At 66.8% G+C, this 24,562-nt stretch carries 23 protein-coding genes and 1 tRNA gene; 11 read left to right on the plus strand and 13 right to left on the minus strand.

The genetic code is table 11. The features are described from left to right. Positions 1 to 3: 3 nt before the first annotated feature. Positions 4 to 375 carry a hypothetical protein gene (locus GC106_RS42385; protein WP_173141848.1) on the minus strand — a complete coding sequence of 124 codons (372 nt, stop codon included), beginning with the start codon at positions 373 to 375 and terminating at the stop codon, positions 4 to 6. Between the two features lie 468 nt (positions 376 to 843). On the opposite strand from GC106_RS42385, the gene GC106_RS42390 reads away from it, so the two are divergent. Then, the gene (locus tag GC106_RS42390) at positions 844 to 1,350 is read left to right on the plus strand and encodes an NUDIX hydrolase (RefSeq protein ID WP_217281642.1); all 507 of its coding nucleotides are present in this window, start codon (positions 844 to 846) and stop codon (positions 1,348 to 1,350) included. Here GC106_RS42390 and GC106_RS42395 read toward each other — a convergent pair. From GC106_RS42395 to GC106_RS42405, 3 genes are all read right to left on the minus strand, one after another. Next, the gene (locus GC106_RS42395) at positions 1,319 to 2,890 is read right to left on the minus strand and encodes a tyrosine-type recombinase/integrase (RefSeq protein ID WP_173141850.1); all 1,572 of its coding nucleotides are present in this window, start codon (positions 2,888 to 2,890) and stop codon (positions 1,319 to 1,321) included. The two genes, GC106_RS42390 and GC106_RS42395, sit on opposite strands and share 32 nt — an antisense overlap. A 138-nt stretch (positions 2,891 to 3,028) precedes the next feature. Beyond that, positions 3,029 to 3,101: transfer RNA gene (locus GC106_RS42400), tRNA-Arg, on the minus strand. 59 nt (positions 3,102 to 3,160) lie between these two features. Then, a complete protein-coding gene (locus tag GC106_RS42405; protein WP_173141892.1) occupies positions 3,161 to 6,382 on the minus strand; it encodes a penicillin acylase family protein in 3,222 nt (1,073 codons plus the stop codon). A 228-nt stretch (positions 6,383 to 6,610) separates the two neighbouring features. Between GC106_RS42405 and GC106_RS42410 the strand changes: the two genes are divergently transcribed. Next, on the plus strand, positions 6,611 to 7,258 hold the full coding sequence (locus tag GC106_RS42410) for a response regulator (RefSeq protein ID WP_173141851.1): 648 nt from the start codon (positions 6,611 to 6,613) through the stop codon (positions 7,256 to 7,258). On the opposite strand, the gene GC106_RS42415 is transcribed toward GC106_RS42410, so the two are convergent. From GC106_RS42415 to rpmB, 3 genes are all read right to left on the minus strand, one after another. Then, positions 7,234 to 8,742, minus strand: a complete 1,509-nt coding sequence (locus GC106_RS42415) for a GGDEF domain-containing protein (RefSeq protein ID WP_246368078.1) — start codon at positions 8,740 to 8,742, stop codon at positions 7,234 to 7,236. The two genes, GC106_RS42410 and GC106_RS42415, sit on opposite strands and share 25 nt — an antisense overlap. 325 nt (positions 8,743 to 9,067) lie before the next feature. Next, positions 9,068 to 9,232, minus strand: a complete 165-nt coding sequence (gene rpmG / locus GC106_RS42420) for a 50S ribosomal protein L33 (RefSeq protein WP_173141852.1) — start codon at positions 9,230 to 9,232, stop codon at positions 9,068 to 9,070. Beyond that, a complete protein-coding gene (gene rpmB / locus GC106_RS42425; protein ID WP_173141853.1) occupies positions 9,232 to 9,468 on the minus strand; it encodes a 50S ribosomal protein L28 in 237 nt (78 codons plus the stop codon). Before rpmB ends, rpmG begins: the two co-directional genes overlap by 1 nt. A 65-nt stretch (positions 9,469 to 9,533) precedes the next feature. Between rpmB and mrf the strand changes: the two genes are divergently transcribed. Next, positions 9,534 to 10,661 (plus strand): ribosome hibernation factor-recruiting GTPase MRF, encoded by a 1,128-nt coding sequence (mrf, locus tag GC106_RS42430; RefSeq protein WP_173141854.1) that lies wholly within the window; start codon positions 9,534 to 9,536, stop codon positions 10,659 to 10,661. Here the strand turns inward: mrf and GC106_RS42435 are convergent. Together GC106_RS42435 and GC106_RS42440 are read right to left on the minus strand one after the other, a co-directional pair. Then, positions 10,651 to 11,295 carry a histidine phosphatase family protein gene (locus GC106_RS42435; RefSeq protein WP_173141855.1) on the minus strand — a complete coding sequence of 215 codons (645 nt, stop codon included), beginning with the start codon at positions 11,293 to 11,295 and terminating at the stop codon, positions 10,651 to 10,653. The genes mrf and GC106_RS42435 overlap by 11 nt on opposite strands. 15 nt (positions 11,296 to 11,310) lie before the next feature. Further along, on the minus strand, positions 11,311 to 12,297 hold the full coding sequence (locus GC106_RS42440) for an SGNH/GDSL hydrolase family protein (protein WP_312873332.1): 987 nt from the start codon (positions 12,295 to 12,297) through the stop codon (positions 11,311 to 11,313). A gap of 74 nt (positions 12,298 to 12,371) precedes the next feature. Here GC106_RS42440 and GC106_RS42445 point away from each other — a divergent pair, with 74 nt between their 5' ends. From GC106_RS42445 to GC106_RS42475, 7 genes are all read left to right on the plus strand, one after another. Beyond that, on the plus strand, positions 12,372 to 12,983 hold the full coding sequence (locus tag GC106_RS42445; RefSeq protein WP_173141856.1) for a trimeric intracellular cation channel family protein: 612 nt from the start codon (positions 12,372 to 12,374) through the stop codon (positions 12,981 to 12,983). Positions 12,984 to 13,031: 48 nt separating this feature from the next. After that, entirely contained in the window at positions 13,032 to 13,730 is a 699-nt protein-coding gene (locus tag GC106_RS42450; RefSeq protein ID WP_173141857.1) for a response regulator transcription factor, read from the plus strand. Continuing rightward, positions 13,727 to 15,130: a sensor histidine kinase gene (locus GC106_RS42455; RefSeq protein WP_312873333.1), complete on the plus strand. Its 1,404-nt coding sequence runs from the start codon at positions 13,727 to 13,729 to the stop codon at positions 15,128 to 15,130. Before GC106_RS42450 ends, GC106_RS42455 begins: the two co-directional genes overlap by 4 nt. A 19-nt stretch (positions 15,131 to 15,149) precedes the next feature. Continuing rightward, on the plus strand, positions 15,150 to 16,757 hold the full coding sequence (locus GC106_RS42460; protein WP_173141858.1) for a hypothetical protein: 1,608 nt from the start codon (positions 15,150 to 15,152) through the stop codon (positions 16,755 to 16,757). Between the two features lie 114 nt (positions 16,758 to 16,871). Then, positions 16,872 to 17,831, plus strand: a complete 960-nt coding sequence (locus GC106_RS42465; protein WP_173141859.1) for an ATP-binding cassette domain-containing protein — start codon at positions 16,872 to 16,874, stop codon at positions 17,829 to 17,831. Beyond that, positions 17,828 to 17,968 carry a hypothetical protein gene (locus GC106_RS42470; protein ID WP_173141860.1) on the plus strand — a complete coding sequence of 47 codons (141 nt, stop codon included), beginning with the start codon at positions 17,828 to 17,830 and terminating at the stop codon, positions 17,966 to 17,968. Before GC106_RS42465 ends, GC106_RS42470 begins: the two co-directional genes overlap by 4 nt. Beyond that, positions 17,965 to 18,768 (plus strand): ABC transporter permease, encoded by an 804-nt coding sequence (locus GC106_RS42475; RefSeq protein ID WP_173141861.1) that lies wholly within the window; start codon positions 17,965 to 17,967, stop codon positions 18,766 to 18,768. The genes GC106_RS42470 and GC106_RS42475 overlap by 4 nt, the downstream gene beginning before the upstream one ends. Positions 18,769 to 18,784: 16 nt before the next feature. Here the strand turns inward: GC106_RS42475 and GC106_RS42480 are convergent, their stop codons facing one another. Continuing rightward, positions 18,785 to 20,236 carry an aminotransferase class V-fold PLP-dependent enzyme gene (locus tag GC106_RS42480; protein WP_217281643.1) on the minus strand — a complete coding sequence of 484 codons (1,452 nt, stop codon included), beginning with the start codon at positions 20,234 to 20,236 and terminating at the stop codon, positions 18,785 to 18,787. 173 nt (positions 20,237 to 20,409) lie between these two features. Between GC106_RS42480 and GC106_RS42485 the strand changes: the two genes are divergently transcribed. Further along, positions 20,410 to 21,318 carry a serine hydrolase gene (locus GC106_RS42485; RefSeq protein ID WP_173141862.1) on the plus strand — a complete coding sequence of 303 codons (909 nt, stop codon included), beginning with the start codon at positions 20,410 to 20,412 and terminating at the stop codon, positions 21,316 to 21,318. Positions 21,319 to 21,382: 64 nt separating this feature from the next. On the opposite strand, the gene GC106_RS42490 is transcribed toward GC106_RS42485, so the two are convergent. The 3 genes from GC106_RS42490 to GC106_RS42500 are packed head-to-tail and all read right to left on the minus strand — an operon-like array spanning position 21,383 to position 24,557. Beyond that, the gene (locus tag GC106_RS42490) at positions 21,383 to 22,306 is read right to left on the minus strand and encodes a carbohydrate ABC transporter permease (protein WP_312873335.1); all 924 of its coding nucleotides are present in this window, start codon (positions 22,304 to 22,306) and stop codon (positions 21,383 to 21,385) included. Continuing rightward, positions 22,303 to 23,253: a carbohydrate ABC transporter permease gene (locus tag GC106_RS42495; protein WP_173141863.1), complete on the minus strand. Its 951-nt coding sequence runs from the start codon at positions 23,251 to 23,253 to the stop codon at positions 22,303 to 22,305. Before GC106_RS42495 ends, GC106_RS42490 begins: the two co-directional genes overlap by 4 nt. Further along, on the minus strand, positions 23,253 to 24,557 hold the full coding sequence (locus tag GC106_RS42500) for an ABC transporter substrate-binding protein (RefSeq protein ID WP_173141864.1): 1,305 nt from the start codon (positions 24,555 to 24,557) through the stop codon (positions 23,253 to 23,255). Before GC106_RS42500 ends, GC106_RS42495 begins: the two co-directional genes overlap by 1 nt. Positions 24,558 to 24,562 lie beyond the last annotated feature (5 nt).

The following is a 24,562-nucleotide window of genomic DNA, read 5'->3' on the forward strand; positions in this document are numbered from 1 at the left end:
GCGCTAGTCCTCAATGGGCGGTGGACTGGACTTCGCGGAATCAGGCCACACCAATCGGGCACTGACACTTCCCCGGACGCGGAAGTGCGGCAGAACCAGATCAGGCCGTGAGACCACGAACTGCTTGCGACCATCCACACTCACCGCGTAGGCGCCCTTCTCGAACGCCATCCCCCACGCCACGCACATCGCGTCCACCCGCTCGCCGTACTCAGCCACAACGGCGAACAACCGAGGCGCATCATTGGCTACGACCTCCGCCACGAGCGCGGCGAACTCCTCCTCACCACACAGCGGCGGCTCGCCGCCAGGGTCAGGGATACCTATCTCCAGAACTTTGTGGGTCTCGTCGGTCTGCCCGGTTGCGATTCGCAAAGCCGAACTCCTTCAGTTGGGATGTCCACTGGAGACCGTGACCGGAACCAGGGTGAGCGGTGCCTGGTTCCGGCCACGGCGTAGCCCGGCGGGGATGGCACGAAGGAAGAATCATCGCCGCCGGGTAGCCTGTGGAACTGGTTAATATCGGTCATGTAAGACTGAAATCAGTATCGAGAGTTTCGGACTCACGAGGAAACGACGTGCCCACGCCGTGCGGACGACTTGGGCACGACATATCGAGAGCTTCGGGAGGGCTGACGGATGCCAGAGGGTGTCGGCGCTACGGGACCACTGCGGACTGTGCTGGAACAGCGGATCAGAGAACGTAGGCAGACGTTCGAAGAGTTCGCAGAGTATGCCGAGACCTTCGCTCGCGAGCACGACGAACCAGGCACGCTGAGTCATCGTCACGTGCAACGGCTTGTGGCTGGTCGAATGTCGGCGGAAAGTCTGCGACCTGCTACCGTGCGCCTGCTCGAAAGAATCTTCGAAACTGGTATCGATGAACTTCTTTCGGCGCCGCATGAGGTTTCGGGGAATCCTCAGTTTCAACTCTCGTATGCACTCAGAGTCGCGGTCGCTGTCGTTGTGAGGGACTCCAAGGTGCTCGTAGTGTGCAGGAGAGGCGACGACGGCAACGGGATTTCATGGCAGTTTCCGGCGGGGATAGTCAAGCCGGGAATGTCGGCGGAGACCGTTGCGATCAGGGAGACTCTAGGGGAAACCGGCGTGCACTGCTCAGTGGCGCGAAAACTTGGTAGCCGCGTACATCCCGTCACCAACGTCGTATGCGAGTACATTCTGTGTGACTATCTGACGGGTGATGCGCAGAACGTGGATGTTGTTGAGAACGTTGGTGTGGCCTGGATTGACAGGGATCAGTTGGGCCGTTTCATACCAGCTGATCAGGTATACCCGCCTGTGCTCGAAGCGCTACGCCTTACGTCCCTACTCGCTTCGAGTGCAAGCTGACCACTTCAGCCACTGTTGGACCGGACTTCGAGCGATCGGCGACGACCGCGCGTTTCCCACGGCTGACCGACACCAGGCCAGCCGTCTTTAGCTCTGCCACCGCGCGCTGCGCAGTTCCGAACGCGACGTGGTAGCGCTTGGCCAGATCTGCGACTGTCGGCAATGGTGCGCCGATGGGTAGGGCACCGCAGTCGATCGCGCCGCGCAGATCGGCGGCAATCTTCTGATATGGGTTGTCCTTGGTAGATTCCGTAGTAGACATAGGGGTGCCGGATTCGTCAATGACGACCGGTGGGCGTGGCATGCGGCCGGAAATGGTGCCCGCCGCTCGTTGGTCCGCTTCCGACACCCATGCCGAGTAAACCCGCAGCGTGGTCGATCCTCCGCCGCCATGACCCAGCCGACCAGCGACTGTGCGCACGTCCACACCGGCCGAAATGAGCTCGGTCGCGGAGTAGTGGCGTAGTTCGTGGATGTTCATGTCCCAGCCGAGCTTTTCGCACATCCGCCGGTAGCGCTGAGAGACTGTGTCAGGCTTCAGCCAGCTGTTGTGATCAATGTCGGGTGAGAACACTCGTCCGTGTGCCTTGATCGCCCGGGCGAATTCGGCGGCTTTGGTTTCGCACTGGTGCTTGTAGGCGCGGAGCAGGGAAACGGTCTCGGTGTCCAGAGTGATCCGCCGCTGTTGGTGCGTTTTGGTGGGTTTCTCCCAAGTATCGGCGCCGTCCTGAGCGATGCTTGTACGGATCGAAAGGACACCGTTGTCGAGATCAAGTAGATCCCAGCGAAGCGCGCAGAGCTCTCCTCGTCGTGCTCCTGTCGTCATGGCGACCCAGACCAGCATTCCCCAGCTGAGATCCTTGAAAGCCTCGTTGACGATTGCGGCTGCTTGCTCCGGTGTGGGTGGGTGAGGATCGGGCTTGACGGCACTTGGTGTCTTTGCTTGGTCAAGCGGATTGACGGTGATCCATCCCCAGCGGACGGCGCGCTGCAGTGCCCCGCTCAGTATCCAGTGGATCTGTCGCATGGAGGATGTCGCAAGGCCCTTGCAGGTGTGGTTCTTGCATTTGTCGTTGCACTCGTGCGGGTTCTTGGTCCGGTGTTCGATGAACTTCCGTCCGCCACACCGAGCACGGCACTTGCGCAGGACTGCGTAGAACGAGTCGAAGGCTTCGCCGTTCAGCTTGCCCACTTGAAGCTTGCCGAGTACCGGACGTATGTGGTTGCGGATGTAGCCTTCGTAGGATTTCCGCGTGGTCACGTCGACGTCGAGGAGCTCCAGATAGCGGTCCATGAGTTGGTTCACGGTCGCCTTGGTACGTGGAGTGCGTTGCTCGTCGACTCGATTGAGCAGCTTCGTCCGAACCTTCTCGGCTTCTTTTTCAGCGTGCGGACCCGGCGGAACGGTTTCGCTGACGTAGTGCCGTCGACCTGTCAGTGGGTCGTTACCGGCGTAGACCTTCACCCGGAGGGAGCCGCTCGGGAGCGTCTCGATCTCGCCGCGTGTGCGCCGTCTGGGCGCTGCCTTCGACGTGCCCATGGGGCGAGTGTAGACCCGGTTCGCACCATGGGTAGCCCCATGAAGACGGAGAGTGATCAACTCGGTGATCGGGATAGACAACGGCTCCTGACCTGTTTGCACTGGTCAGGAGCCGTTCTTCGCCCGGTGAAAGACGAGTGCCCCCGGCAGGAATCGAACCTGCGACACACGGTTTAGGAAACCGTTGCTCTATCCCCTGAGCTACGAGGGCTGGTGCTGGGCCACCGCAGTGGTCCAGCACCAGATTAGCCTGTCCGGTCCAGCGGGTTGTCAGTGGGCGTGGACCTCCAGCTCGTAGAGGCTGTAGCCCCAGTTCGTGCCGCGCTGGACGCCGACGAAGCGGACATACCGGGCGTCAACCGGCGGGAATGTCACAGTGTCGACGCCGCCGTCACCTGCGGTCGTCGAGTAGACGGACCGCCACGAACTGCCGTCAGCCGAGGTCTCCAGGCGGTACGACTTGCCGTACGCGGCCTCCCAGCGCAGGACTGCCCGGGAAACTGGTTGGACCAAGCCCAGGTCGACGGTGAGGGACTGGTTGTCGGACCAGTCGCTGGCCCAGCGGGTACGCAGGTCACCGTCGACCGCGTGGCGGGCGGGCGACGGGTACGCGCCGGTCTCGGCGCTGGTGGCCGAGGCCGCCCGGCCGAGGGCCAGGTTCGCGATGTTGTCGCCGCGGCGCGCCGGGAACTCCACCACTTGCTGGAAGGTTGGGCGGTTCTGCCAGGTGATCTTGTCGTGGGTGATGCCGCCGAGCGGGTTGTGGATGATGCTGTCCGCGCACCACTGGTCGCCCGCCGCGCAGCTCGAGTCGCCGGGGTAGACCTGGTTCGCCGGTGCGGCGATCGCCTGGTCCAGGGTGGTCAGCAGGACCTGGCGGCAACCGGACACGGTGCCGCCGCCGCAGTACTTCTGGGACAGCGGGCTTGCGACCTGGTCGCCCAGCACCGAGCGGACGTCCTTCTGCACGTAACCCCACCAGCCTTGCTGGAACGACGAGCCCTTGTGCGGCTGGCCGCTGTGGAAGTCGGGCTGTCCGTTTTGGAAGCCGGACGGGGATTCGTTGATTCCCATCACACTCACGAGGGCGTTGTACGTCGTGTCGCCGAGACCGGGCTGGAACTGGGCCCGCACCAGCAGCGGCCACCACGCGTCGAGGATCTTGATCGCGTCGGCGTGCGCGTACTTGTGGCTTCCCTGAGCCGTCTCCTTGCGGAGGGAACCGCTGGCCATCCACGTCTTCAACGACGCCACGGCCTGGGCGAGCCGAGCGTCACCCACGGGCTGGCTTTCCAGCACACGCACCAGATAGGGCAGTACGCGTTCGGCCCGCAGGTCCGCCAGGCCTGCTTCGGCCATGGCCTGGGTCAGGCTGACGCGGGTGACCTTCTTGCCGCCGGAGATCAGGGCACGTACCCGTGAGTCGAGCAGGTCACCACGGTGGACCGAGCTCTTGTCGTAGCCGGCGTTGGCGTAGTCCTTGGCTTGCCCGTTGTTCCAGGAGATGAAGTAGTCCTGGTTGACCGCCTGCGGGTGCTGCTCGAACGGTGTGTACGCCGCGGTGTTCGTCGCCGGATCCCAGCCGTTCCATTCATAGGCCTGCTGTGCGAGAACAGGCATGTTCGGGTCGACATTCGCCTTGCGCGAAGGGTTGGCGCCCGAGTTGAAGTACGCCGTGTCCCGCGAGTCCACATAGAACCAGTTGAAGGTGTAGTTCACGTGCGACGCCGCCCGCTGGAAGTCCTGCGCGGACTTGATCACGTCCGGGTCGTTGAACGCCTGGAAGCCGATGATCGAGTCGATCTCGTGCTGGTACGTCGACCGCAAACTCGCGTACGCCACCGGTTTGCCGCCGACGGTCGCGCGGTGCGTGATCGGGCCGTAAGCCGTGCGGAAGCTGACCAGGCGGTACGAACCCTCCGGCGTGCCGTCGGCGATCGTCGGCTTCCAGGCGTTCTTGCGCTCGATGGTCTCGATCGGCGTGCACTGACCGCGGAACAGGTAATGCGTCGAGTCCTTTGCCGGCGGTTTGCCGGTCGGGTCGCACAGCTCCACCGCGTACGTGTCGATGATGTCCTGTGCCGAGGTCGTCGCGCTCCACGAGTAGTCCTGGCCGCGGCCCAGCAACACGTAGAAGCTGATCCCGGCGAACGAGGCGCCGCGCGCACTGATGCCCGGGCCTTGGAGTTCCTGCAAAATCAGCAGCTGTGGCGCGAAATACCCGGTCTGCGGCCCGAAGACCGCGATCGGGTTGCCGCTTTCCGTGTGCTGCCCCGAAACCACGAGAGCGTTCGACATGCCGTGCTTCTCACTCACCAGATCACCTGGCAGCACACCGGAGTTGAAGATGCCACGGGCGGGTTCGAGCTCGGCGGGCGCGGGAACCGGGACGGTGGAAGCGGAAGCAGAGCCCGCGGACCCGGTCGGGTCGAACACCAGCTGCTGTCGCGTCACCGAACCCTTGTCGGGCAACGCGAGGCCGGCGGGGTTCGCCGGAGCTTGGCCGTACGGGAAGCTCTGGCCATTGTGGAGGGTGTTGACCGTCTCCGGGTCGTTCTGCGACCGGAACGCCTGCCACGCCTTCTCACCTTCCACGGCACCGTAACGCTCGTGGAACGCCATGCGGGCGATCGCGGACTGCACCTCACCGCCGCCGCCACCGCCGAACTGCGCGCCCACCACGGTCGCCAGGATCACCAGGTCGGGCAGGGTGAACGGGTCGATCCTGCCCGCGTTGGTGATCGAGTCGATGTGCCCGGTCAGCACGTACTCGCCCGGGAAGTACCGGCCGCTGTGTGCCTGCTGGATGTAGAGGTTGACGCCGTCGACGTACGCACGCGCGTCCGCCAGCGCCTTGGCGCCCTGCGGGCTGGAGGCCGCCGCCCGGTCGATCTGCGCCTGCAGTTCCGCCTCGTTGTACGGGGCCGACCTGAAGAAGTCCTGCTCGAGCTGACGGTTGGACGGTGCGCCGCCCGCGAACGGTGTCAACTGGCCACGTCCCACCCGCCGGAACAGGTCCATCAGCCACAGCCGGTCCTGCGCGGCCGCGTATCCGGCGCCGAACATGGTGCCCGCCCTGGTCGTGCCGGTGATGTGCGGCAGGCCCAGCTTCTTGTCACGCACGATCGTCACGTCCGCGCGCGGCTTGGTCGTGCTCTCCACTTGGTCCGCCGGGACCCCGAATGAGGAGTCGTTGAAGAACTGACCGATTTTCTCGGTCGTGAGCGTGCTGTAACCGGACGCGAGGGTGTCGTACTTGCCCAGTTGATCAGCCGAGTGCGCCGGCCGGGTGCCCAGCACCCGGTGCGCCAGGATGTCGGCCAGTGTCGCGTTGCCGTTGGCCCCTGGCGGCAGCACGTCCCCGCACTGGCCGAGGCAGAAGTCGATGGGAGCCGCCGCCACCTGCGGTTCCGCCGCTCCGGACGGCGCCGCGGCGACGAGTCCGGTGGCGGTGGCGAGAGCGGACAAGGCGGCGAGCAGGCGTCCACGCATCATTGCAGGGCTCCTCTCAGGGCGTGACCCACGCCACGTTACCTCTGAGTAGCAATATCGCGAAAGAGCCTCACGTTTAACGGACCGCAACGGGCTACGATCACTCAGTAGACAACTGTGACCCGTTAGGGATTGACCTTCAGCCTATTGGGTGAGAAAAAGGGCCATTGGACTCCAGTCTGGCCGAGGGAACCGGCTCGACTGGACCCGACCGGGGAGGCGCCAAAGGTGATCAAGGTGATGCTCGCGGACGACGAGGACCTCGTTCGTTCGGGACTTCGGACGATCCTGACCAGCGCGGGGGACATCGAGGTGGTCGCCGAGGCCGATGACGGTCTGCACGTGGCCGACCTCGCCAGGCAGCACCGGCCACACGTGGCCCTGCTCGACATCCGGATGCGGTCGGCGGACGGCCTGTTCGCGCTGCGCCGGCTGCGTGCCCTGCCGGAACCCCCGAAGGTCGCCATGCTCACCACGTTCGACGTGGACGAGTACGTCACGGAAGCCCTGCGCATCGGCGCGAGCGGCTTCCTGCTCAAGGACACCGAGCCGGCCGTGCTGATACGCGCGGTCCGGGACCTGGCGGCCGGCGGCGCGGTGCTCGACCCGGGTGTCGCCGCCCGGGTGCTCTCGCAGGTCGCGGACGGTGAACGCGCCGCGGAGCCGGCCCGGCGGCTGCTGGCGTCGCTGTCCGAGCGTGAGCGGGAAGTCGTCGGCCTGATCGGCCAGGGCCTGTCCAACGCCGAGATCGGTAGCGCGTTACACCTGTCCGAGGCGACCGTCAAGGGGTACGTCTCCGCGGTGCTCGGCAAGATCGGCGCGGTCAACCGGGTTCAGGCCGCGCTGGTGGCCTACCGCGGCGGGCTCATCGCCTGATTCAGGTCCGGCCATTCGACACGGTTGCGGCCGTTTCGTTTCGCCAGGTACAGCGCGGTGTCCGCGGCGGCGAAGAGGTGTTCGAGGCTGCCGCGGCCACTGGCCACCCCGATGCTCACGGTCGGCCGCCGTGCCGCGCCGAGCCGTGAGCGCCAGTCGTGCGCGTCCACCGACGCCCTGATCCGTTCCGCCACGACCAAGCCGAGCCGGCCTTCGCCGACCAGCAGGACGATGAACTCGTCGCCGGCCCAGCGCGCGACGAGGTCGTTCGCCCGGCATTCGCCGCGCAGCAGCTCGGCGATCTCCCGCAGCGCGCTGTCGCCGACCGCGTGCCCGGCGTCGTCGTTGATCTCCTTGAACCAGTCGACGTCGATCACGATCAGCCACGGCGTCGCGCCGGTCGCCGCCGCGTGCGCCAGGACTTCGGGCGCGGTGCGTTCCAGCCCGAGCCGGTTGGTCAGGCCGGTCAACGGATCGCGCACCGCCGCTTCCTGCGCCGCGGTGGCCAGGCGCTGCGCCTGGATGGCGAAACGTCGTTGTTCCAGTGCTTGGCCGAGGCCTTCCTGCATGGTCGCCATCGCCGCGGTACGGGCGTTGACGTTGCACCGCAGCGCGGCCGCCTCTCCGGCGGAGTCGTCGAGCCGTGCGCAGATGTCCGCGAGGTCCGCGGAGAACCGTTGCAGCAGCGAGATGTCATTGATCATCTCCGCCTGCGCGACCGCGTCGCTCGCGTGCGTCCGCGCTTCCACGAGCCGGTCCTGCTGGCTGCGCACTCTGGACAGCACCCAGTTGCCGACGCCGATGCTCCACCGGTCGCCGTCGGACAGTCCCGCGTCGAGCGTCGCCTGCCCGGCTTTCTCGCCGTCGCTCAACTCTCCGCATCCGACCAGCGCCGCGCCGTACGCGGCGAGCAGCGTCCGCCGGGTCCGGGCGGTGGCTTGCAGTGTCAGGCCCTCGGCCAGGACACTGCGCGACTCGGTGAACATGGGCAGCGCCTCGGCGGGCGGCCGGTCCATCGCCTCGAAGTTGAGCGTCCCGCCGAGCCGTTGCAACGCGACGGCCAGTTCGAACGAGTCACCGCTCTGGCGTGCCGTCTTGACGGCCTGGCGCAGCATCGGCAGTGCGGCTCGCATGTGGCCGATGCCGTTGAGCAGGTAGCCGAGCAGGCCGATCGCGGCGGCGGCGCGGGAACCGGACGGCGCCTCGCTGTCGATGTCGGTCCAGCCCTCGGCGGCCAGTTCGAGCGCGAGCGGGATCTGGCGCAGCCGCCACGCGATGACCGCCCGTCCGGTCAGGATCGCGGCCCGTGACCACGTGTCCACGTCGGTGGGCATGACCTCGAGGGACTTCTCGAAACGGGCGGTCGCCTCCGCGTGCCGGTCAGTGTTCAGTAACAGGCGGATCTCCTGGATCTCCTGGAGAATCTCGCCAGCCTTGTCCTGCTCGTCGTGGTCCAACCCGGCCTCGGCAACCTGTAGCCCCATCGCACGCACCCCGACGCGAGGTTACCCGGGTAAGCCGTGCGATCGGCACCGTCACGGCCCATTGGGCTTGATCTATAACTCTTTCGGACTAACGCCGGCGCGGCGACGGGGCCAATGGCGAGGCCGTCTCCGGGGTGTTTCTGATTGCGGTGGCAACCTCCGGCTGCTGGCGGGGTGTCCGGACGGTCGCCCGGCTTGGCCGGAACTTGCCACGGTCTTCAGAGGAATTTCCGTGCCGGGGCGGGGTTCTTCCCATCTACTGTGGACAAGCCCGCGTGCGGCAGGAGATTTTCGCGTGGCGCGTTCCTATGCCGAGGTCGCGACCTCACCGCTCCTCGCGGAATTCGACATGCCGTCGGGCGACCGGGTCGTACTTGCGCAGCACCATCCGATCCGGATCGTTGCGGCGGTTCTTGCGGGTCACATACGTGTAACCGGTGCCCGCGGTGGACCTGAGCTTCACGATCGGCCGGACCTCGTTGCGGGCCATCAGACACGCACCCCCTTGCGACGCAGTTCGGCGACCACGGCCTCGATGCCCTTGCGGTCGATCGTCCTGATGCCTTTGGTGGACACCGTGAGGGTGATGGTGCGTCCCTCGGACGGCAGCCAGTAGCGACGCCGTTGCACGTTCGGGTCCCAGCGCCGCTTGGATCGCTTGTGTGAGTGCGAAACCCGGTTGCCGAAGCCCGGCCTGCGCCCGGTGAGCTGGCAGATCGCCGACATCCGTCCTCCTGAAAATGACAGTCGTTTTCAGTTAAGATAGCATGCCGCCGGGAGAAGGGAGCGTCATGTCACGGGTCGGACTGGTCATCGTCGCCGGACTGCCGAGACGGCAGGCGTCGGCTGTCGCCACGAGACTGATGCACGCCGCGCCGGGCAGCGTTGTCGTGCACCACGATCTGCGCGATATCGCCCAGGGTTTCGTTGTGCGCAGGCAAAAGTCGGCGGCACGCGAGGAGGTGACCCGGCTGGAACTGGCCCATGGTTGCGTCTCCTGCACCCTGCGGGAGGACTTGCTGCCGTTGCTGGCGAAACTGGCCGAATCGGACGGTGTGCACCGGGTGATCGTCCACCTTGATCCGACCATCGAGCCGGAACCGGTCTGCTGGGCGATCCGCGCGCTGCCGGTCTGGGTGACCGGTGTGGTCACCGTTGTCGACATGACGACCTGGCTGGCCGACGCCACCGGCGACGAGGAACTGGCCGAGCGCGGATTCGGTGTGGCCGAGGGGGATGACCGGACGGTCGCGCAGGTCGCCGTCGGTCAGGCGGAGTTCGCCGACGCGATCGTGCTCACCGGAGCCGGCGCCGACGCGTGGACCGACGCTCGTACGTCGGCTGTGCTGCAACGAATCGCGCCGCTGGCGAAGAAGGTCGCGTTCACGGACGCGGTGCACGCGTTGCGTGACCTGCCAGAGGAAGCGCGGCGTGGCAGAGTGGACCGCTGGTTCGATCCGCTCCTGCACGGACAACCGCCGCTGGAATCCGACTGCGGGGTGTCGTTGACGGTCTTCACCGAACGGCGCCCGTTCCACCCGCACCGGCTGCACGACGCGATCGGCGTGCTGCTGGAAGGCGTTGTCCGTGTCCGCGGCCGATTCTGGCTCGCCAGCCAGCCGGACGTGGCACTGTGGTTCGAATCCGCGGGCGGTGCGTTGCGGATCGGCCAGGGCGGACCATGGCTGGCCACAATGGACGATTGGTCCGCGGAGTGCCCGCAGCGGACCGTCAAGGCATCACTGGAGTGGCACCCCAGGTTCGGTGATCGGGTGCAGGAGCTGACGATCGTCGCGCACCAGGCGCATCCGGACGAGCTCACGGCCGCGCTGCACGCGGCACTGCTGAGCGACGAGGAACTGGCCGAAGGCGAGGAAGCCTGGCTGCGCTACCCGGATCCCCTTGTGGCTATTGAGTAGTCCCGTCCGGTGACGGGCGCCATTGCGGGAACGGGCGGTCCATGCTCCAGGTTCCGTTGTCCAGCGTGAGGATGCGTGGTTCGACCTGGTTCGGATTGGACAGTGACTCGAACAGGTCGATGCTCCACGAGAACACCCGGCGGCAGAGCAAGCGCATGGTCAGTCCGTGCGTCACCAGCAGCACGGTCGTCGGGTGCTCGGGGTCCTCCTTCATCCGGTCCTTGAGTTCGGCGAGGAACGCGGCCACCCGGTCGTCCACGTCCGCACCGGATTCACCGTGCGCCAGCCGGTAGAAGAAGTGCCCGAACTCGTGCCGCTTGAGCTTCTGGATCTCCTGCTCCACCGGGTCCTGCAGGTTTCCCCAGTCCTGTTCCCGTAACCGCGGTTCGGCGACGACCCGGGTGACCATGTCGTCGATCGCGAGCAGCCGCAGCGTTCGCTGGGTTCGCACGTAAGGACTGACATAAACCGCCACCGGCCCGGTGCCGAGCAGCTCGCGCACGACCGGGCCGGCCGCACGAGCCTGCTCCTCACCCTTCGCGGTCAGGGGCAACGCGTGGTCGGGAATACGGCAGTACGCGAGCTCGTCGACGTTGCCGAGGCTCTCGGCGTGCCGCAACAGGATGATCCGCACCCCTTCATCGTGCCGTCATCGCCCATGGCGCGACCTGGTGAGGAGGGTCACGGTCGACGCGTCACCGACGACGGCCCGGTCGATCGACCGCGGCACGTCCCGCTTGTGCGTACCGGTCCGCGCACCGAGAACCTTGCTGATCTCGTTGGCCACACCGACCATCCCGGACTTGAACGGGTGATACTGGATAGCTTCGGAAATGTCGCTGTCCTTGCCCTGGATCCACGCGTCCTGCCCGGCGCACGCGTCGTGGCCGAGCGAAGCCGGGTACATGTCGACGAACGTCGTGTTCCCGTCGGCTTCGGCGGCGCTCTTCAGCGCGCTGTTCAACGCCTGTTCGACCTCGTCCAGCCAGCGCAGGTCGCCGTCGGCGAACGGCAGCACGTCCGGGCAGGTGCCGGTCGGCGGCGCGATCCGCGGATAGCCGACGAGCAGGACCTTGGCGTCCGGGGACCGTTCGTGCACGCCCGCTAGCACCGCGCGGACGCGTTCACCGGTCTTGGTCACCTTCTGCTTCATCGTGTCCTCGCCGCCCGCCGTGTAGAACGTGCGGCACGGCGAACCGGCCGGGTCCAGGGCCTGGAGGGCCGGGCACATGGTGGTCAGGTCGCTGAACACGTCGAAGTCGTTGCCGCCGATGCCGATCGTGACCAGGTCGGTGTCCGTGCGCAGGAAACTGAACTGCGGCGGGTTGCCACCGAACGGCAGCAAAGGCAAGGGCGGCTGCGCCTTGAGCATGTGTTTGGTTTCCGCGCCGCTGCAGCTGGCGTCGGTGTACGACCGCAGCCCGAGGTTGTCGGCCAGCAGCGCCGGGTAGTTGTTGGTCGAGGTCAAGCACATGAGCCGGTCCAGCCTCGGCGACGGGATGCCTGGTCCGGCGGTGTAGGAGTCGCCGAGCGCGACGTACTTCTCGAACGCGCGGGCTTCGGGGGCGGCTGTCGCGGCCGGGGCCACCAGCACGGAGGCGACCAGGACCGCCATGGTCACGCGGAGTGTGCTCACGGTCACACTCCAGCACCGGATGTAGTGTTTGTCCAGGTCAGTCGCCCGGTCGAAGCTATTTAGACTCTCGTGTCGTGCTCTTGGTAGTTCTCGACCTCGTCGGTATCGCGGTGTTCGCCGTTTCGGGTGCACTCGCTGGAGTGAGGGCGCGGCTGGACGCTTTCGGCGTGGCCGTGCTGGGCGTGACCACCGCGCTCGGCGGTGGCATCATCCGCGACGTGCTGCTGGGCGTCCACCCGCCGGCCACCCTGCGGGACTGGCGCTACCTGCTCGTGCCGATCGTCACGTCGCTTGTGGTGTTCTGGATGCACCCGGCGTTCGCCAAGCTACGGCGAGGCGTGTTGCTCGCGGACGCCGTCGGGTTGGGACTGTTCACCGTGTCGGGGACCGCGACCGCGCTCGCGCACGGAGTACCGCCGTACACCGCGTGCCTGATCGGGATGACCACGGGCATCGGCGGCGGCGCCCTTCGTGACGTGCTGCTTCGCGAGATCCCGATGGTGCTGCGCAAGGAGATCTACGCCCTCGCGGCGTTGGCCGGCGGCGTGGTGGTGGTTCTCGGCGCACGGTTCGACATGCCGGCCGTCCCGACGGCCGTCGTGGGCGCTGCCCTAATCGTGACCATCCGGTTGATCGCGCTCTGGCGCAGGTGGAACGCGCCGATCGCGCGAGGTATTGGCACCTGATCAGTGCTTTCTCAGGCATATCTCAGTCCGACCAGACACACTGGCCGCATGCGCATACTCGTAGTGGACGACGACAGGGCTGTACGTGAGTCCCTTCGGCGGTCGCTGCAGTTCAACGGATACCAGGTGGAGACGGCGAGCGACGGCCAGCAGGCACTCGACACGATCAAAGGCGGCGACCGGCCCGACGCGATGGTGCTCGACGTGATGATGCCCCGGCTGGACGGCCTCGAAGTCTGCCGCCAGCTCCGCGGTACCGGTGACGACCTGCCGATCCTCGTGCTGACCGCGCGGGATCTGGTGTCCGACCGGGTGGCCGGTCTTGACGCGGGGGCGGACGACTACCTGCCGAAGCCCTTCGCGCTGGAGGAACTGCTCGCCCGGCTGCGCGCGTTGTTGCGGCGCACCCAGGCCGACGCGGTCGCGGCCGAGAAGCAGGAGCCGTCGCTGCGGTTCGCCGACCTCGAACTGGACCCCGGGACCAGGGAGGTCCGCCGCGGCGACCGGTCGATGAGCTTGACCCGTACCGAGTTCTCCCTGCTGGAGCTGCTGCTGACGCACCCGAAGCAGGTGCTCACGCGCAGCCGCATCCTGGAAGAGGTCTGGGGTTACGACTTCCCGACCTCCGGCAACGCGCTGGAGGTCTACATCGGCTACCTGCGGCGCAAGACCGAGGCGGCCGGTGAACCGCGGTTGATCCACACGGTCAGGGGCGTCGGATACGTGTTGCGGGAGACGCCACCGTGATCTTCGCGCCGCACGAACCGAGGCGCCGGCAACGCATATCGCTGAGAAGTCGAGTCACCCTCCTGGCCGCCATCTGTGTGGCCGGGGCGGTCGCGCTTGTCTCGTTCGGCGCGTACCTGACCGTCCAGCAGAACCTCTACGACCAGGTCGACCAGAACCTGCGGGACCGGGCCACCAACGCGCTGAACGCGCCGAGCCTGGACTTCGGCGACACCAACCAGACCACGGTCGACGCCCTGGTGCAGGCGTTGAGCGACGTGAAGTTCACGATCATCGACGCGTCCGGCAGGCAGCTGATCAAGCCACCGGGCATGTTGCCGTCGTACGGTGCCGAGGAACGCTCGGTCGCGGCGGGTGTGCGCGAGGAACACTTCCGCACGGATCCGCGGTCCGACAGCCGGGTGTTCTCGATCCGGATCGCCGTCGGCGACCGGCCCGCGGCCCTGGTCGTCGCGCAACGTCTCCAGCCGACCAAACAACTGTTGAACGACTTGGCTTTGGTGCTGGTGCTGATCAGTGGCGCCGGGGTCGTCGTGGCGGCGCTCGCCGGAACGGCCGTCGCCAGAACCGGTCTGCGGCCGGTGGAGCGGCTCACCCGGGCGACCGAACGTGTTGCCAGAACAGGTGATCTGCGGCCGATCCAGGTGAGCGGAGACGACGAGCTCGCCCGGCTGACGCACAGCTTCAACACCATGCTCGGCGCGGTGTCGGATGCTCGTGACCGCCAGCGCAGTCTGGTTGCGGACGCCGGGCACGAGTTGCGGACCCCGCTGACTTCCTTGCGTACCAACCTGGAACTGCTGATGGCCTCCGAGGCGCCCGGTGCGCCCACACTGTCCGATGAGGACAAAGCCGAGATCCAGGACGACCTGCGCGGCCAGCTCGACGAGCTGACCACGCTGATCGGCGACCTCGTCGAGCTGGCCAGGGAAGAAGGCACGCAGGCGGTATGGGAACCCGTCGAGCTGGTCGAGGTCGTCGAGCAGGCGCTCGACCGGGCACGACGGCGGGCCGGGGAGATCCAGTTCGACGTCTCCCTGCAGCCGTGGCGGTTGATCGGTGACGCGGGCACGCTGGAACGGGCGGTGCTGAACCTGCTGGACAACGCGGTGAAGTTCAGCCCGCCGGACGGGATCGTCCGGGTGCGGCTGGGATCCGCGGGCGACGGGTTCGCCGTGCTCGAAGTGGCCGACCAGGGGCCGGGCATCGCCGACGAGGACCTGCCGCGCGTGTTCGACCGCTTCTACCGTTCGCAGGAAGCACGGACGTTGCCCGGTTCCGGGCTCGGCCTGGCGATCGTGCAACAGGCCGCGTTGCGGCACGGCGGCGAGGTGCTCGCCGGCCGGTCGCCGGAGGGCGGCGCGCTGTTCAGCTTGCGGCTGCCGGGTATGCCGGGGTGAGCGACTAGTCTCCTGCGGCATGGTGGTCGACGCGATCGAGGCGAAGCTCGACGAGATCGAGAAGTGGGCGGCGGGCAGGCCGGTCAACCGGGACGAACTACGGCTGATGCTGGAGCTCGCCCGTGACCACCTCGGGCACCGGACGCCGGGCGCGTTCGAGTCCGGTGACCTGGACGAGCTTCTGCTGGATATTTATCCGCAGCGGGTGGAGATCCCGACCGAGTTCGACGCGGCGATGATCGTCGAGTCCGCGCGCGACCTGGTGGACTTCATCGAGGAGACCACGGAGACGACCGGCGAGCTGCTGACCGAGCTGGAAGACGTGGTGCCGGAGTTCATCGAGATCGTCCGGGAGAACGCGCCGGCCGGCCACGGGCTGGCCGAGATGCTCGAGGAACTCGGGTTGCCGGCGGACCGGCTGCCCGGCGTGCGGCTGCCGTCGGCGGACGAACTGCTTGCCGCCGCGAAGCGAAGCAAGCTGATGGCCAAGGCGCACGAGCTCGCCGCGTGGGCAGGCGACGGCAAACCGATCGACGACGAGGACGAGCTGACCGAGCAGGCCGTGGCGGAGGCCGCCGCGGCGCTCGGCGTCGAGGATCCGCTCGACCTGAGGGTGCTGGCGGACCTGGCCGAGTTCGCCGGGTTCGCCACGACCCAGTCCGGTGTGTTCGCGCGGCTCGACAGCGGTTTCGATCAATGGCCGGACGGCGAGCACGTCGCGGACATCTGGCAGGCCGGGTTCATCTCGGCCCTCGGCTTCGCCCTCGACCGCGCGGCCGACTTCCGCGGCTCGGCCATCGACTTCGGGGACGTCCCGGCGAACCTGCTGATCATTTTGTTCCTGGCGCGGGACGTCGGCATGCCGCGGGCCGAGATCAGCGAGCTGATCCACGAGCTGACCGAGGACGAGTGGCCCGGCTACGTCGAACAACACGGTGATCCGGCGGACTTCCTGATCCGGGTGATGACCGAGCTCGGCGCCTTCGAGCAGGCCGACGAGAACGTCAGGTACACGCCGCTCGCGCTGAGCGCTGTGCGGGAGCACTTCGAGCACAACGGGGTCGAGGTTCCGTTGCTGCCGCCCGCGGCCGAGATGACGGCCGCGGACCTGGCCGCGCTCTCGGTGGGCCTCAGCGGACCGCAGATGGCCGCCGAGCAGGACGCGTGGCTGTCGTCGCGTGAACCGGCGTCGGCCGCGCGGGAACTCCTCGCTGTCGCGGCGGATGGGCCGGCGCGGGTCCGGGTCTGGGCCACTGGCGTGGTGACCGAGCTCGACGTGCCGGAGGTCTGGCGTTCCGTGCAGGACGTCGACACGTTGCGGCCGTACGCCAAGTACGCGCTCGGCGAGACCGATTTGGAGCTGGCCGAGCTCGGGTGGATCACCCTCGACGGGCTGACGTTGTTCGTCGAGGCGGACGACCAGGGCGTGCCCGACATCGGGCAGGTCGTGGCGCCGTTGTTGCCCGCCGGGAACGAGGTGGAACTCCTCGACGCCATGTGGCGGCTGCCGCACCCGGACGTGATCGCGGCCCTGACGCTGCTGGGCAAGTACCACCCGGACAAGGCGGTGGCCAAGCACGCCCGCAAGGTGGCGCACAAGGCCACCACACTTCACTCGCGAGGGTGATCCGGCCAGGTCCAGCGGCCGGACAGCGGGCCGGGCGGCGAAACCGCGGCGATTTCTGTCGGTGGCCGGGTGCAGGATGGCCCGCGTCACACCGAAACGCCTTGGGGAGCGAATATGGCACCAGCGATCCTCGCGGAAGGCCTGGTCAAACGCTACGGCTCGATCGTCGCGCTGGACGGGCTGGACCTGGAGGTGGCAGAAGGCACCGTGATGGCCCTGCTCGGCCCCAACGGGGCGGGCAAGACAACGGCCGTACGGGTCTTCACGACACTGTTACCGCCGGACGGCGGTAAGGCGACCGTCGCCGGGCTCGACGTCGTCGCCGACGCCCGTGCGTTACGCCGGGAGATCGGAGTCTCCGGGCAGTACGCGGCCGTCGACGAATACCTGACCGGCTTCGAGAACCTCGACATGGTCGGGCGGCTCTACCACCTGGGCGCCCGGCGAAGCCGCGAGCGGGCACGTGAACTGCTGGAGTCCTTCGACCTGGTCGAGGCGGGCGACCGGCCGGTGAAGGGCTACTCCGGCGGTATGCGGCGCCGCCTGGACCTGGCCGGAGCGCTTGTCGGCAGCGGCAAGGTGCTCTTCCTCGACGAGCCGACCACCGGCCTGGACCCGCGCGCCCGGTTCGGCCTGTGGGACGTGGTCGAGGACCTGGTGCGGGGCGGCACGACACTGCTGCTGACCACGCAGTACATGGAGGAGGCCGAACGTCTCGCCGACCGGATCGCGGTGATCGACCACGGCAAGGTGATCGCGCTGGGAACGGCGGACGAGTTGAAGGACCAGGTCGGCGGCGAACGAGTCGAACTCGTCCTGGCCGACGCGAACGACCTGGAGACCGCGCGGAGCGCACTGCTCCCGATCGCGGTCGGCGAGATCCAGACCGACCGGGGCAGCCGGCGGATCACCGTGCCGGTGACGGGTGGTTCGGCCGTGCTCGTGGACGCGCTCGGCAGGTTGTCCGAGCTGTCGGTGAAAGTGCAGGACGTCGGCCTGCGACGGCCGACGCTCGACGACGTGTTCCTCGCACTGACCGGTCATGAGGCCGAGGTCGAGGAGGAGGGCAAGTGAACGAGCCGGTAGTGGTCGATGTCGTGCCCGGCAGTGAACTCGCTGTTCGTGACGCTCGGGGGGAGTGGCTCGTGCTCCCGGTCGGCGGTCCTCGTGGCCCGGTGGCCGCGATCTTCGGTGCGGAGGAGGGGAAATGAGCACGATCGCGCTGGCCTTCAGCGATGGCATGACCATCGCGCGACGGAACCTGATCAAGATCAAGCGGGTCCCGGACCTGCTGGTGTTCACCCTGCTGTCGCCGATCATGTTCGTGCTGCTGTTCGCGTACGTGTTCGGCAGCTCGATCGCGATTCCCGGAGTGTCCTACCGGGAGTTCCTGATGGCCGGGATCTTCGTGCAGACCGCCGTCTTCGGCGCGACGTGGACCGGACTGGGGCTGGCCGAGGACATCCAGAAGGGCATCATCGACCGGTTCCGCTCGCTGCCGATGGCGCGGTCGGCCGTGTTGATCGGGCGCACCACGAGCGATGTCGTGAACAACGTGATCAGCCTCGTGGTCATGTCGGTCACCGGCCTGCTGGTCGGCTGGCGCGTGCACACGTCCTTGCCGGAAGCGTTGGCAGGCTTCGCTTTGCTGCTGCTCTTCGCGTACGCGCTGTCGTGGATGATGGCCGTGATCGGCCTGTGGATCCGCAGTCCCGAGGTGTTCAACAACGCCAGCTTCATGGTGATCTTCCCGTTGACGTTCATCGCCAACACCTTCGTCCCGTCGAACAACCTGCCGGGCCCCTTGAAGGTGATAGCCGAGTGGAACCCGGTCTCCGCCATCACCCAGGCGGCCCGCGACCTGTTCGGCAACACCCACCCCGAGTTACCCGCCCCCGACGCCTGGCCCCTGCAGCACCCCGTCCTCGCCTCCCTCGCCTGGACGGCGATCATCCTGCTGATCTTCGTGCCCTTCGCCATCAACCGCTACCGAAAGGCGGTGAGCAGATAGGCCGCGCGATGCCGGCCTAGCACCAGTCGCGAGGCGGTAGCTTGGACGTGTCAGGTTTGCGGTCACGATAAGTACGTTCGACGAAGGCCAGGAACCGGTCCACGTCATGGACGTTCGAAGCGAGCCCGAGCGACACGCGAATCGCGCCCGCGGTGGGCATTCCGAGGAACCGGATGTAGTCGTCCGCCGTCATCGCGGGGCTGTCGCCCAGCTCGCGCAGCAAGCGTGGATCGAGGCCGAACGCGTTCTCACCCGCGCCCGGGTTGCAGAAACATCCGGTACGCAACGAGATCCCGGCCTGAGCGCTTTCGGTCGCCACCAGCCGTTCGTCGACCAGGTCGCCGTCCGGAGTGAGCAGGTTGAACGCGATCGTGCCGCCACGGGCATGAGTGGAGCCGGGACCGTAGAGGCGGACCATCGGTTCGCCGTTGGTGTGGCGTAAGGACGTGGCCTGGTCGAGGAACCAGCCGGTGAGGCACCGCACCCGGCGGCCGATGTTCGGCACGCCGATGCCGGCCACCCAGTCGAGACCGGCTTCGACGTCCGGGATGGCGAGGAAGTTCACCGTGCCGTCCTCGAACGCGGTCTCGGCGGGCGCCATGGTGTGCCAGTCGCCTTGCACGCTCGCGGCCCGGATCGTGCCGCCGGCGAACCATGGCCGCTGCAACTCGGCAAGGGCGTCCCGGCGGGCGACGAGCACACCGACCCCGGTCGGGTAGCCGAAAACCTTGTACCAGCTGGCGATCACGAACTGCGGCCGGACCACACTGAGATCGAGCACGTTCGTCGGCAGGAACGCGGCGCAGTCCAGCAGGACGTCGTAGCCCTGGTCCTGTGCCATCCCGACCCAGTCGAGGGAGTGCTGTACGCCGGTGAAGTTGCTCTGTGCCGGGTAGGCGAACAGTCCCTGACCGCGAGCGAGGGCCATGCGTACCGATTCCCGTGGCACGCGTAGTTCAGGTGGGACCGAAGCGATGTACTCAGTGCGAGCGTGCCGTCGCCGAGCGAACTCGCGCAAACCGACGATGGAGCTGTGGTTGTCGAACGTCAACAGGAGTCGTCGCTTGCGGGAGAACGGATACGCTTCGCCGACCATGCGCGCGGCCGCGGTCGCGTTAGCGGTGAAGATGACGACGTAATCGTCCGGGGCCGCGTTGAAATGCCGCAGTACGCGCGCCCGCGCGCTTTCCACCAGCTCGGTCGAGGCCCGTGAACTCGGGTTCACCGAGTGCGGGTTGCCGAACACGTTGCCGCGCAGGCGATTCACGTGTGTTCGCCACTGGCTGATGGCGGCCAGACCCGCGCCGGTGTAGTCCAGGTAGACGTGGTCTTGCTCGTCGAGGTACGCGTACTCGCTGGCGCGTAGATCGTCCAGCACACGTGTTCCCGCGTATTCGGGGTAGTCGATCAGAAACGCCGCCGGTTCGTCGTACAGGCGGCTCGAAGGGGGTTCCCGACTGGTGGTCACCACTCCATGTCAACGCGTGACCTCCATGGCGAGCAATGGAAATCGGGAATACGGCAAGAAATGGTCACCCGGGTGCCGCGGGTGACGTGACCGTACGGCCTGTGAGCACGGTCGAAACTAAATCGACAGGTTGTTCTAACCCAATTCCCAGCCGGGGTCCTTAGCGTGGATTCGTGTCCCCCTTGGGTCGAAGATCCCTCCTTGGCGGCTGCCTGGTGGCCGCGATCGTGCTGGTGGCGCCTGCCTCGGCGACGTCGGTTACCCCGGCCGGCCCCGCAAGCGCCGACCTGGCGTCGCCGCTGGTCACGGTCGGGCCGTCACCCGAACCAGAGCCGTCAAGGGAAGCGCTCGCGCAGGCACCGCAGGCGACGAACTACGCCGCCGCGATGGTCGGCGCGGCGCATGCGGCCGTACCCAAGGGGGTCACCTTCGGTGTGTCCGTGTTGGACTTACGGACCGGGCAACTCGCGGTCACCGGGACGGAACAGTTCTACTCGGCCTCGCTCAGCAAACTGATGCTCGTCGTGGACATGATCGACCGTGGCGTCGAAATCACCCCGGCGGTCCACGATTTGATCACGCGCGCTCTCGGACCCAGTGACGACGAGGCGATGAACGTCCTGTGGGTCAAGTTCGACGGAGCCGACGCGATGACCCGCGTGGCCGACTCGCTCGGCATGGCCGCCACCGCGACCGCCGACGACCGCAGCCAGTGGGGCGAGGTCAAGGTCTCGCCCGCCGGGTATGCCCGGCTGTACCAGCACATCATGACCGAAATGGACCCCGCTGACCGCGACGTCATCGTGACCGCGCTCAGCGGCGCACCGCCTGCCGCGGCGGACGGGTTCAACCAGTCCTACGGCCTGCTCGACGCGGCCCCCAAGGCATTCGCCAAGCAGGGCTGGATGTACTACGGCAACCAGCTTTACCTGCACAGCGCGGGTGTTGTCGCCAACGGCAGCGACCGGTACGTGGTCGTGCTCATGACGAGCCAGGCATCGTCGTCCGGAGTGGCCCGCGCCAACGTGTCCGCGATCGCCGCGGCCGTCATGGGCGCGATGCCCGCCACCTCCCCCTCGTGAGTGTTTATCGGTGTTCTAACCCTGATAAACACTCACGAGGGTTGGGTCCCTGGCCGCACGGATGTCAGCCCTTCGTCGAACCCAGGGTCAGACCGCCGACGAACTGCCGTTGCAGCGCGAAAAACACCACCAGGCAGGGGATCGCGACCAGTAGCGAACCCGCGGCGAGCAGGTTGTAGTCGGTGAAGAACTGCCCACGCAGGTTCGACAGCGCCGACGTGATCGGCATCTTGTCCCCGGTCTGGATCAACACGATCGCCCAGAAGAAGTCGTTGTAGATCCAGGTGAACTCGAGCGTGGCCAACGCGCCGAGCGCCGGGCGGCACAGCGGCAGGATGACCTGCCAGTACTGCCGCAGGACCCCGGCTCCGTCCACCCTGGCGGCCTCGGTCAGCTCGTTCGGGATGGTCTTCATGTAGTTGCTCAGCACGAACGTGCAGAACCCGATCTGGAACGCGATGTGGATCAGGATCAGCCCGAGCTGGGTGTCCAGCAGGGTCTCCTTGTAGTTGATCCACTCCGGCACCGGGATCAGCCGGAACAACCGGTACAGCGGCGTGATGATGACCTGCTGCGGCAACAGGTTGCCCGCCGTGAACAGCATCAGCAGCGCGAGGTTGAACCTGAAGCTGAACCGGGTCACGCCGAACGCCACGAACGAGCTGAACAGCAGCGTGACGATCACCGCCGGGATGGTGATGACCAGCGTGTTCCAGAAGTAGTTCGGCAGGTCGGCGGTCTCCCACGCCTTGCCGAAGTTGCTCAGCGTCAGCTCGGAGGGCAGCGAGAAGTAACCGTTGGCCGCAGTGTCCTCATAGGTCCGCAGCGACGCGAAAACCGTCCACAGCAACGGAGCCAGCCAGACGAGGCACACTGCGATCAGGAACGTGTGCAGCGCGATCCGGCTGGCACGCAGCCGCGCGGTCTTCTTCTCCCGCTCGCCGGCGCCCGGGGTGTTCACGGGCGGCCGGTCCAAGGTCGTGGTCACGTTCGTTCCTCCCGACGGAACACCTGGACCAGGTAGGTGATGATGAAGCCGAGCGAGATGACCAGCAGGATCACCGCGAGCGCCGAGCCCCAGCCGATCCGGCTGGACTCGCCGATGATGTTGTCGGTGATCAGCACGGAGACCAGTTCGAGCCCGTTGCGGCCGCGGTTGATCGCGTAGACGATGTCGAACGCGCGCAGCCCTTCGATCACGGTGATCACCAGCACGATCACGTTGATCGGCTTGAGCACCGGGAAGGTGACCTTCCAGAACGTCTGCCAGCCGTTGGCGCCGTCGAGCGCCGCGGCCTCCTTGAGCGACGGGTCGAACGACTTCAACCCGGCCAGGTACAACAACATCACGTACCCGGTGTGCTTCCACCCCGCGGCTATCAGCACCGCGTAGATGTTGATGTCCGAGTCACCGAGCCAGTCGACCGGGCTCGACTGGGCGATCCCGAGCACGTTGTTGACGAGGCCGAGGTTCGGCTCGTACATCAGCTGCCAGATGAAGCCGACCATGGCCAGCGCCAGCACCACCGGCAGGTACAGGACCGACTGGTAGATCCTGGTGAACTTCAGCTGCCGGTCCAGCAGCACCGCCAGCAGCAGGCCGAAGCTGGTCGGCAGCAGGATCAGGAACGCCAGCCAGATCAGGTTGTGCTGGACCGCGGGCCAGAACCGCGGGTACGCGGTGAAGATGTCGACGTAGTTGCGCGTGCCGACGAACGTGATCTGGTCGAGGTCGCCGATGCCGTCCCACGACGTGAACGACAGCAGCACGGACGACAACGTCGGCACCCACACCAGCGCCACGTGCAGCAGCGTGGGGACGCCGACCATGAGCAGCAGCACGATCCGGTCGGTCCCGGACAGCGCCGTGGCCCGGCGCCGCCCCTTGCGTGCGGGCGGCGTCGGGTCCGTGCGGGATGTCTGCAGAACGGTCATTACTTCTGGAAGTACTGCTTGGCCTGGTCGGCGATCTTGCGGACGAGACCGTCGATGTCGTTGGGGTTCTTGATGAAGTCGTTCACGCTGTTGATCGCGACCTCACTGGCGAAGCCCGGGTCGGTGTCGCGGTCGAGGAACTGCGTGATGTGCTTGGCCTCGTTGACGAACTGCACGCACTTCTGCTGGAGCTTGTTGTACGAGGCGGAGTCCGCCTTGTTGCTCGCCGCGATGCTCGTCGGGTCCGACTTGAGGTACGTCTGCTGGGCCTGCGCGGTGGAGATGTAGGTCAGCAGCTTGTCGGCGTTGGCCTTGTCGCGCGGCTTGACCGCCTGGCAGAAGCCGTCGATCGGGGCCTCGATGGTGTCCTGGCCGTGCGCCGCGTCGATCTGCGGGAACGCGAAGAAGTCCAGGTCGTCGAGCTTGCCGCCGGCGCTGAACTGCTGGCCGATCTGCTGCGAGCCGATCACCATCATCCCGGCCTCGCCCTTGAGCACCGACTGCGCGGCCTCCTGCCAGTCCCGGCCGAGCGAGTTGGGCTGGTAGAACTCCATCAGCCGCTTCCAGTTGTCGAAGGTGGCGCGCACCTTCGGGCCCGCCCAGTCCTCCTTGCCGGCCATCAGGTCGACGTGGAACTGGTAGCCGTTGGTCCGGAAGTTGAGCTGGTCGAACGTGCCCAGCTGCGGCCAGCCGTTCTTCTGGCCCGCGGCCAGCGGGACGATGTTGTCCGCCTTCATCTTGGTGGACAGCGCGATGAACTCGTCGAACGTCTTCGGCACGGTGTAGCCGCGCTGCTGGAAGATGCTCGGCCGGTAGAACACCGCCCACGGGTAGGAGTAGAACGGCACGAAGTACTGCTTGCCGTCGTCGCCGGTCGACGCTTCCTTCTGGGCCGGCGTGTAGTTGCCCTCCAGCGACTTCCACAGCTCGGAGATGTCGCCGACCAGCTGCTTGGACGCGAAGAACCGCAGCCGGAACCCGGCGAACCACGACCACACGTCGTCCGCGCCGGCCTGCAGGTACGAGTTGATCTGCTGCTGGAACGCCTCGTGGTCCTTGGTGTTGATGTTGACCTGGACGCCCTGGGACTGCGTGAAGGCCTTGATGACCTCGTCGAGCGCGCCCTTGGGCACCGCGTCGGAGTAGTTCGAGCCGAGGCTGACGGTCCCGGTTCCGCCGCCACCGCCACCGGAGGACCCGGAGTCACCACAGGCGGCCAGACCGGGGACGGCCGCGAGACCCATGGTGGCGAACAGGCCCTTCATGGCCGTCCGGCGCCCGATCATCGCATCGATGCGGTTCATATGTC

The organism is Kibdelosporangium persicum, assembly GCF_013280595.1.
GTDB lineage: Bacteria > Actinomycetota > Actinomycetes > Mycobacteriales > Pseudonocardiaceae > Kibdelosporangium > Kibdelosporangium persicum.

What these genes read in the sequence shown, in the direction of transcription:
- GC106_RS42395 (WP_173141850.1), bottom strand. Translation starts at nt 2,890, where the DNA reads ATGGGCACGTCGAAGGCAGCGCCCAGACGGCGCACACGCGGCGAGATC.
- GC106_RS42405 (WP_173141892.1), bottom strand. Translation starts at nt 6,382, where the DNA reads ATGCGTGGACGCCTGCTCGCCGCCTTGTCCGCTCTCGCCACCGCCACC.
- GC106_RS42415 (WP_246368078.1), bottom strand. Translation starts at nt 8,742, where the DNA reads ATGGGGCTACAGGTTGCCGAGGCCGGGTTGGACCACGACGAGCAGGAC.
- rpmG (WP_173141852.1), bottom strand. Translation starts at nt 9,232, where the DNA reads ATGGCCCGCAACGAGGTCCGGCCGATCGTGAAGCTCAGGTCCACCGCG.
- rpmB (WP_173141853.1), bottom strand. Translation starts at nt 9,468, where the DNA reads ATGTCGGCGATCTGCCAGCTCACCGGGCGCAGGCCGGGCTTCGGCAAC.
- mrf (WP_173141854.1), top strand. Translation starts at nt 9,534, where the DNA reads ATGTCACGGGTCGGACTGGTCATCGTCGCCGGACTGCCGAGACGGCAG.
- GC106_RS42450 (WP_173141857.1), top strand. Translation starts at nt 13,032, where the DNA reads ATGCGCATACTCGTAGTGGACGACGACAGGGCTGTACGTGAGTCCCTT.
- GC106_RS42460 (WP_173141858.1), top strand. Translation starts at nt 15,150, where the DNA reads ATGGTGGTCGACGCGATCGAGGCGAAGCTCGACGAGATCGAGAAGTGG.
- GC106_RS42465 (WP_173141859.1), top strand. Translation starts at nt 16,872, where the DNA reads ATGGCACCAGCGATCCTCGCGGAAGGCCTGGTCAAACGCTACGGCTCG.
- GC106_RS42475 (WP_173141861.1), top strand. Translation starts at nt 17,965, where the DNA reads ATGAGCACGATCGCGCTGGCCTTCAGCGATGGCATGACCATCGCGCGA.
- GC106_RS42495 (WP_173141863.1), bottom strand. Translation starts at nt 23,253, where the DNA reads ATGACCGTTCTGCAGACATCCCGCACGGACCCGACGCCGCCCGCACGC.
- GC106_RS42500 (WP_173141864.1), bottom strand. Translation starts at nt 24,557, where the DNA reads ATGAACCGCATCGATGCGATGATCGGGCGCCGGACGGCCATGAAGGGC.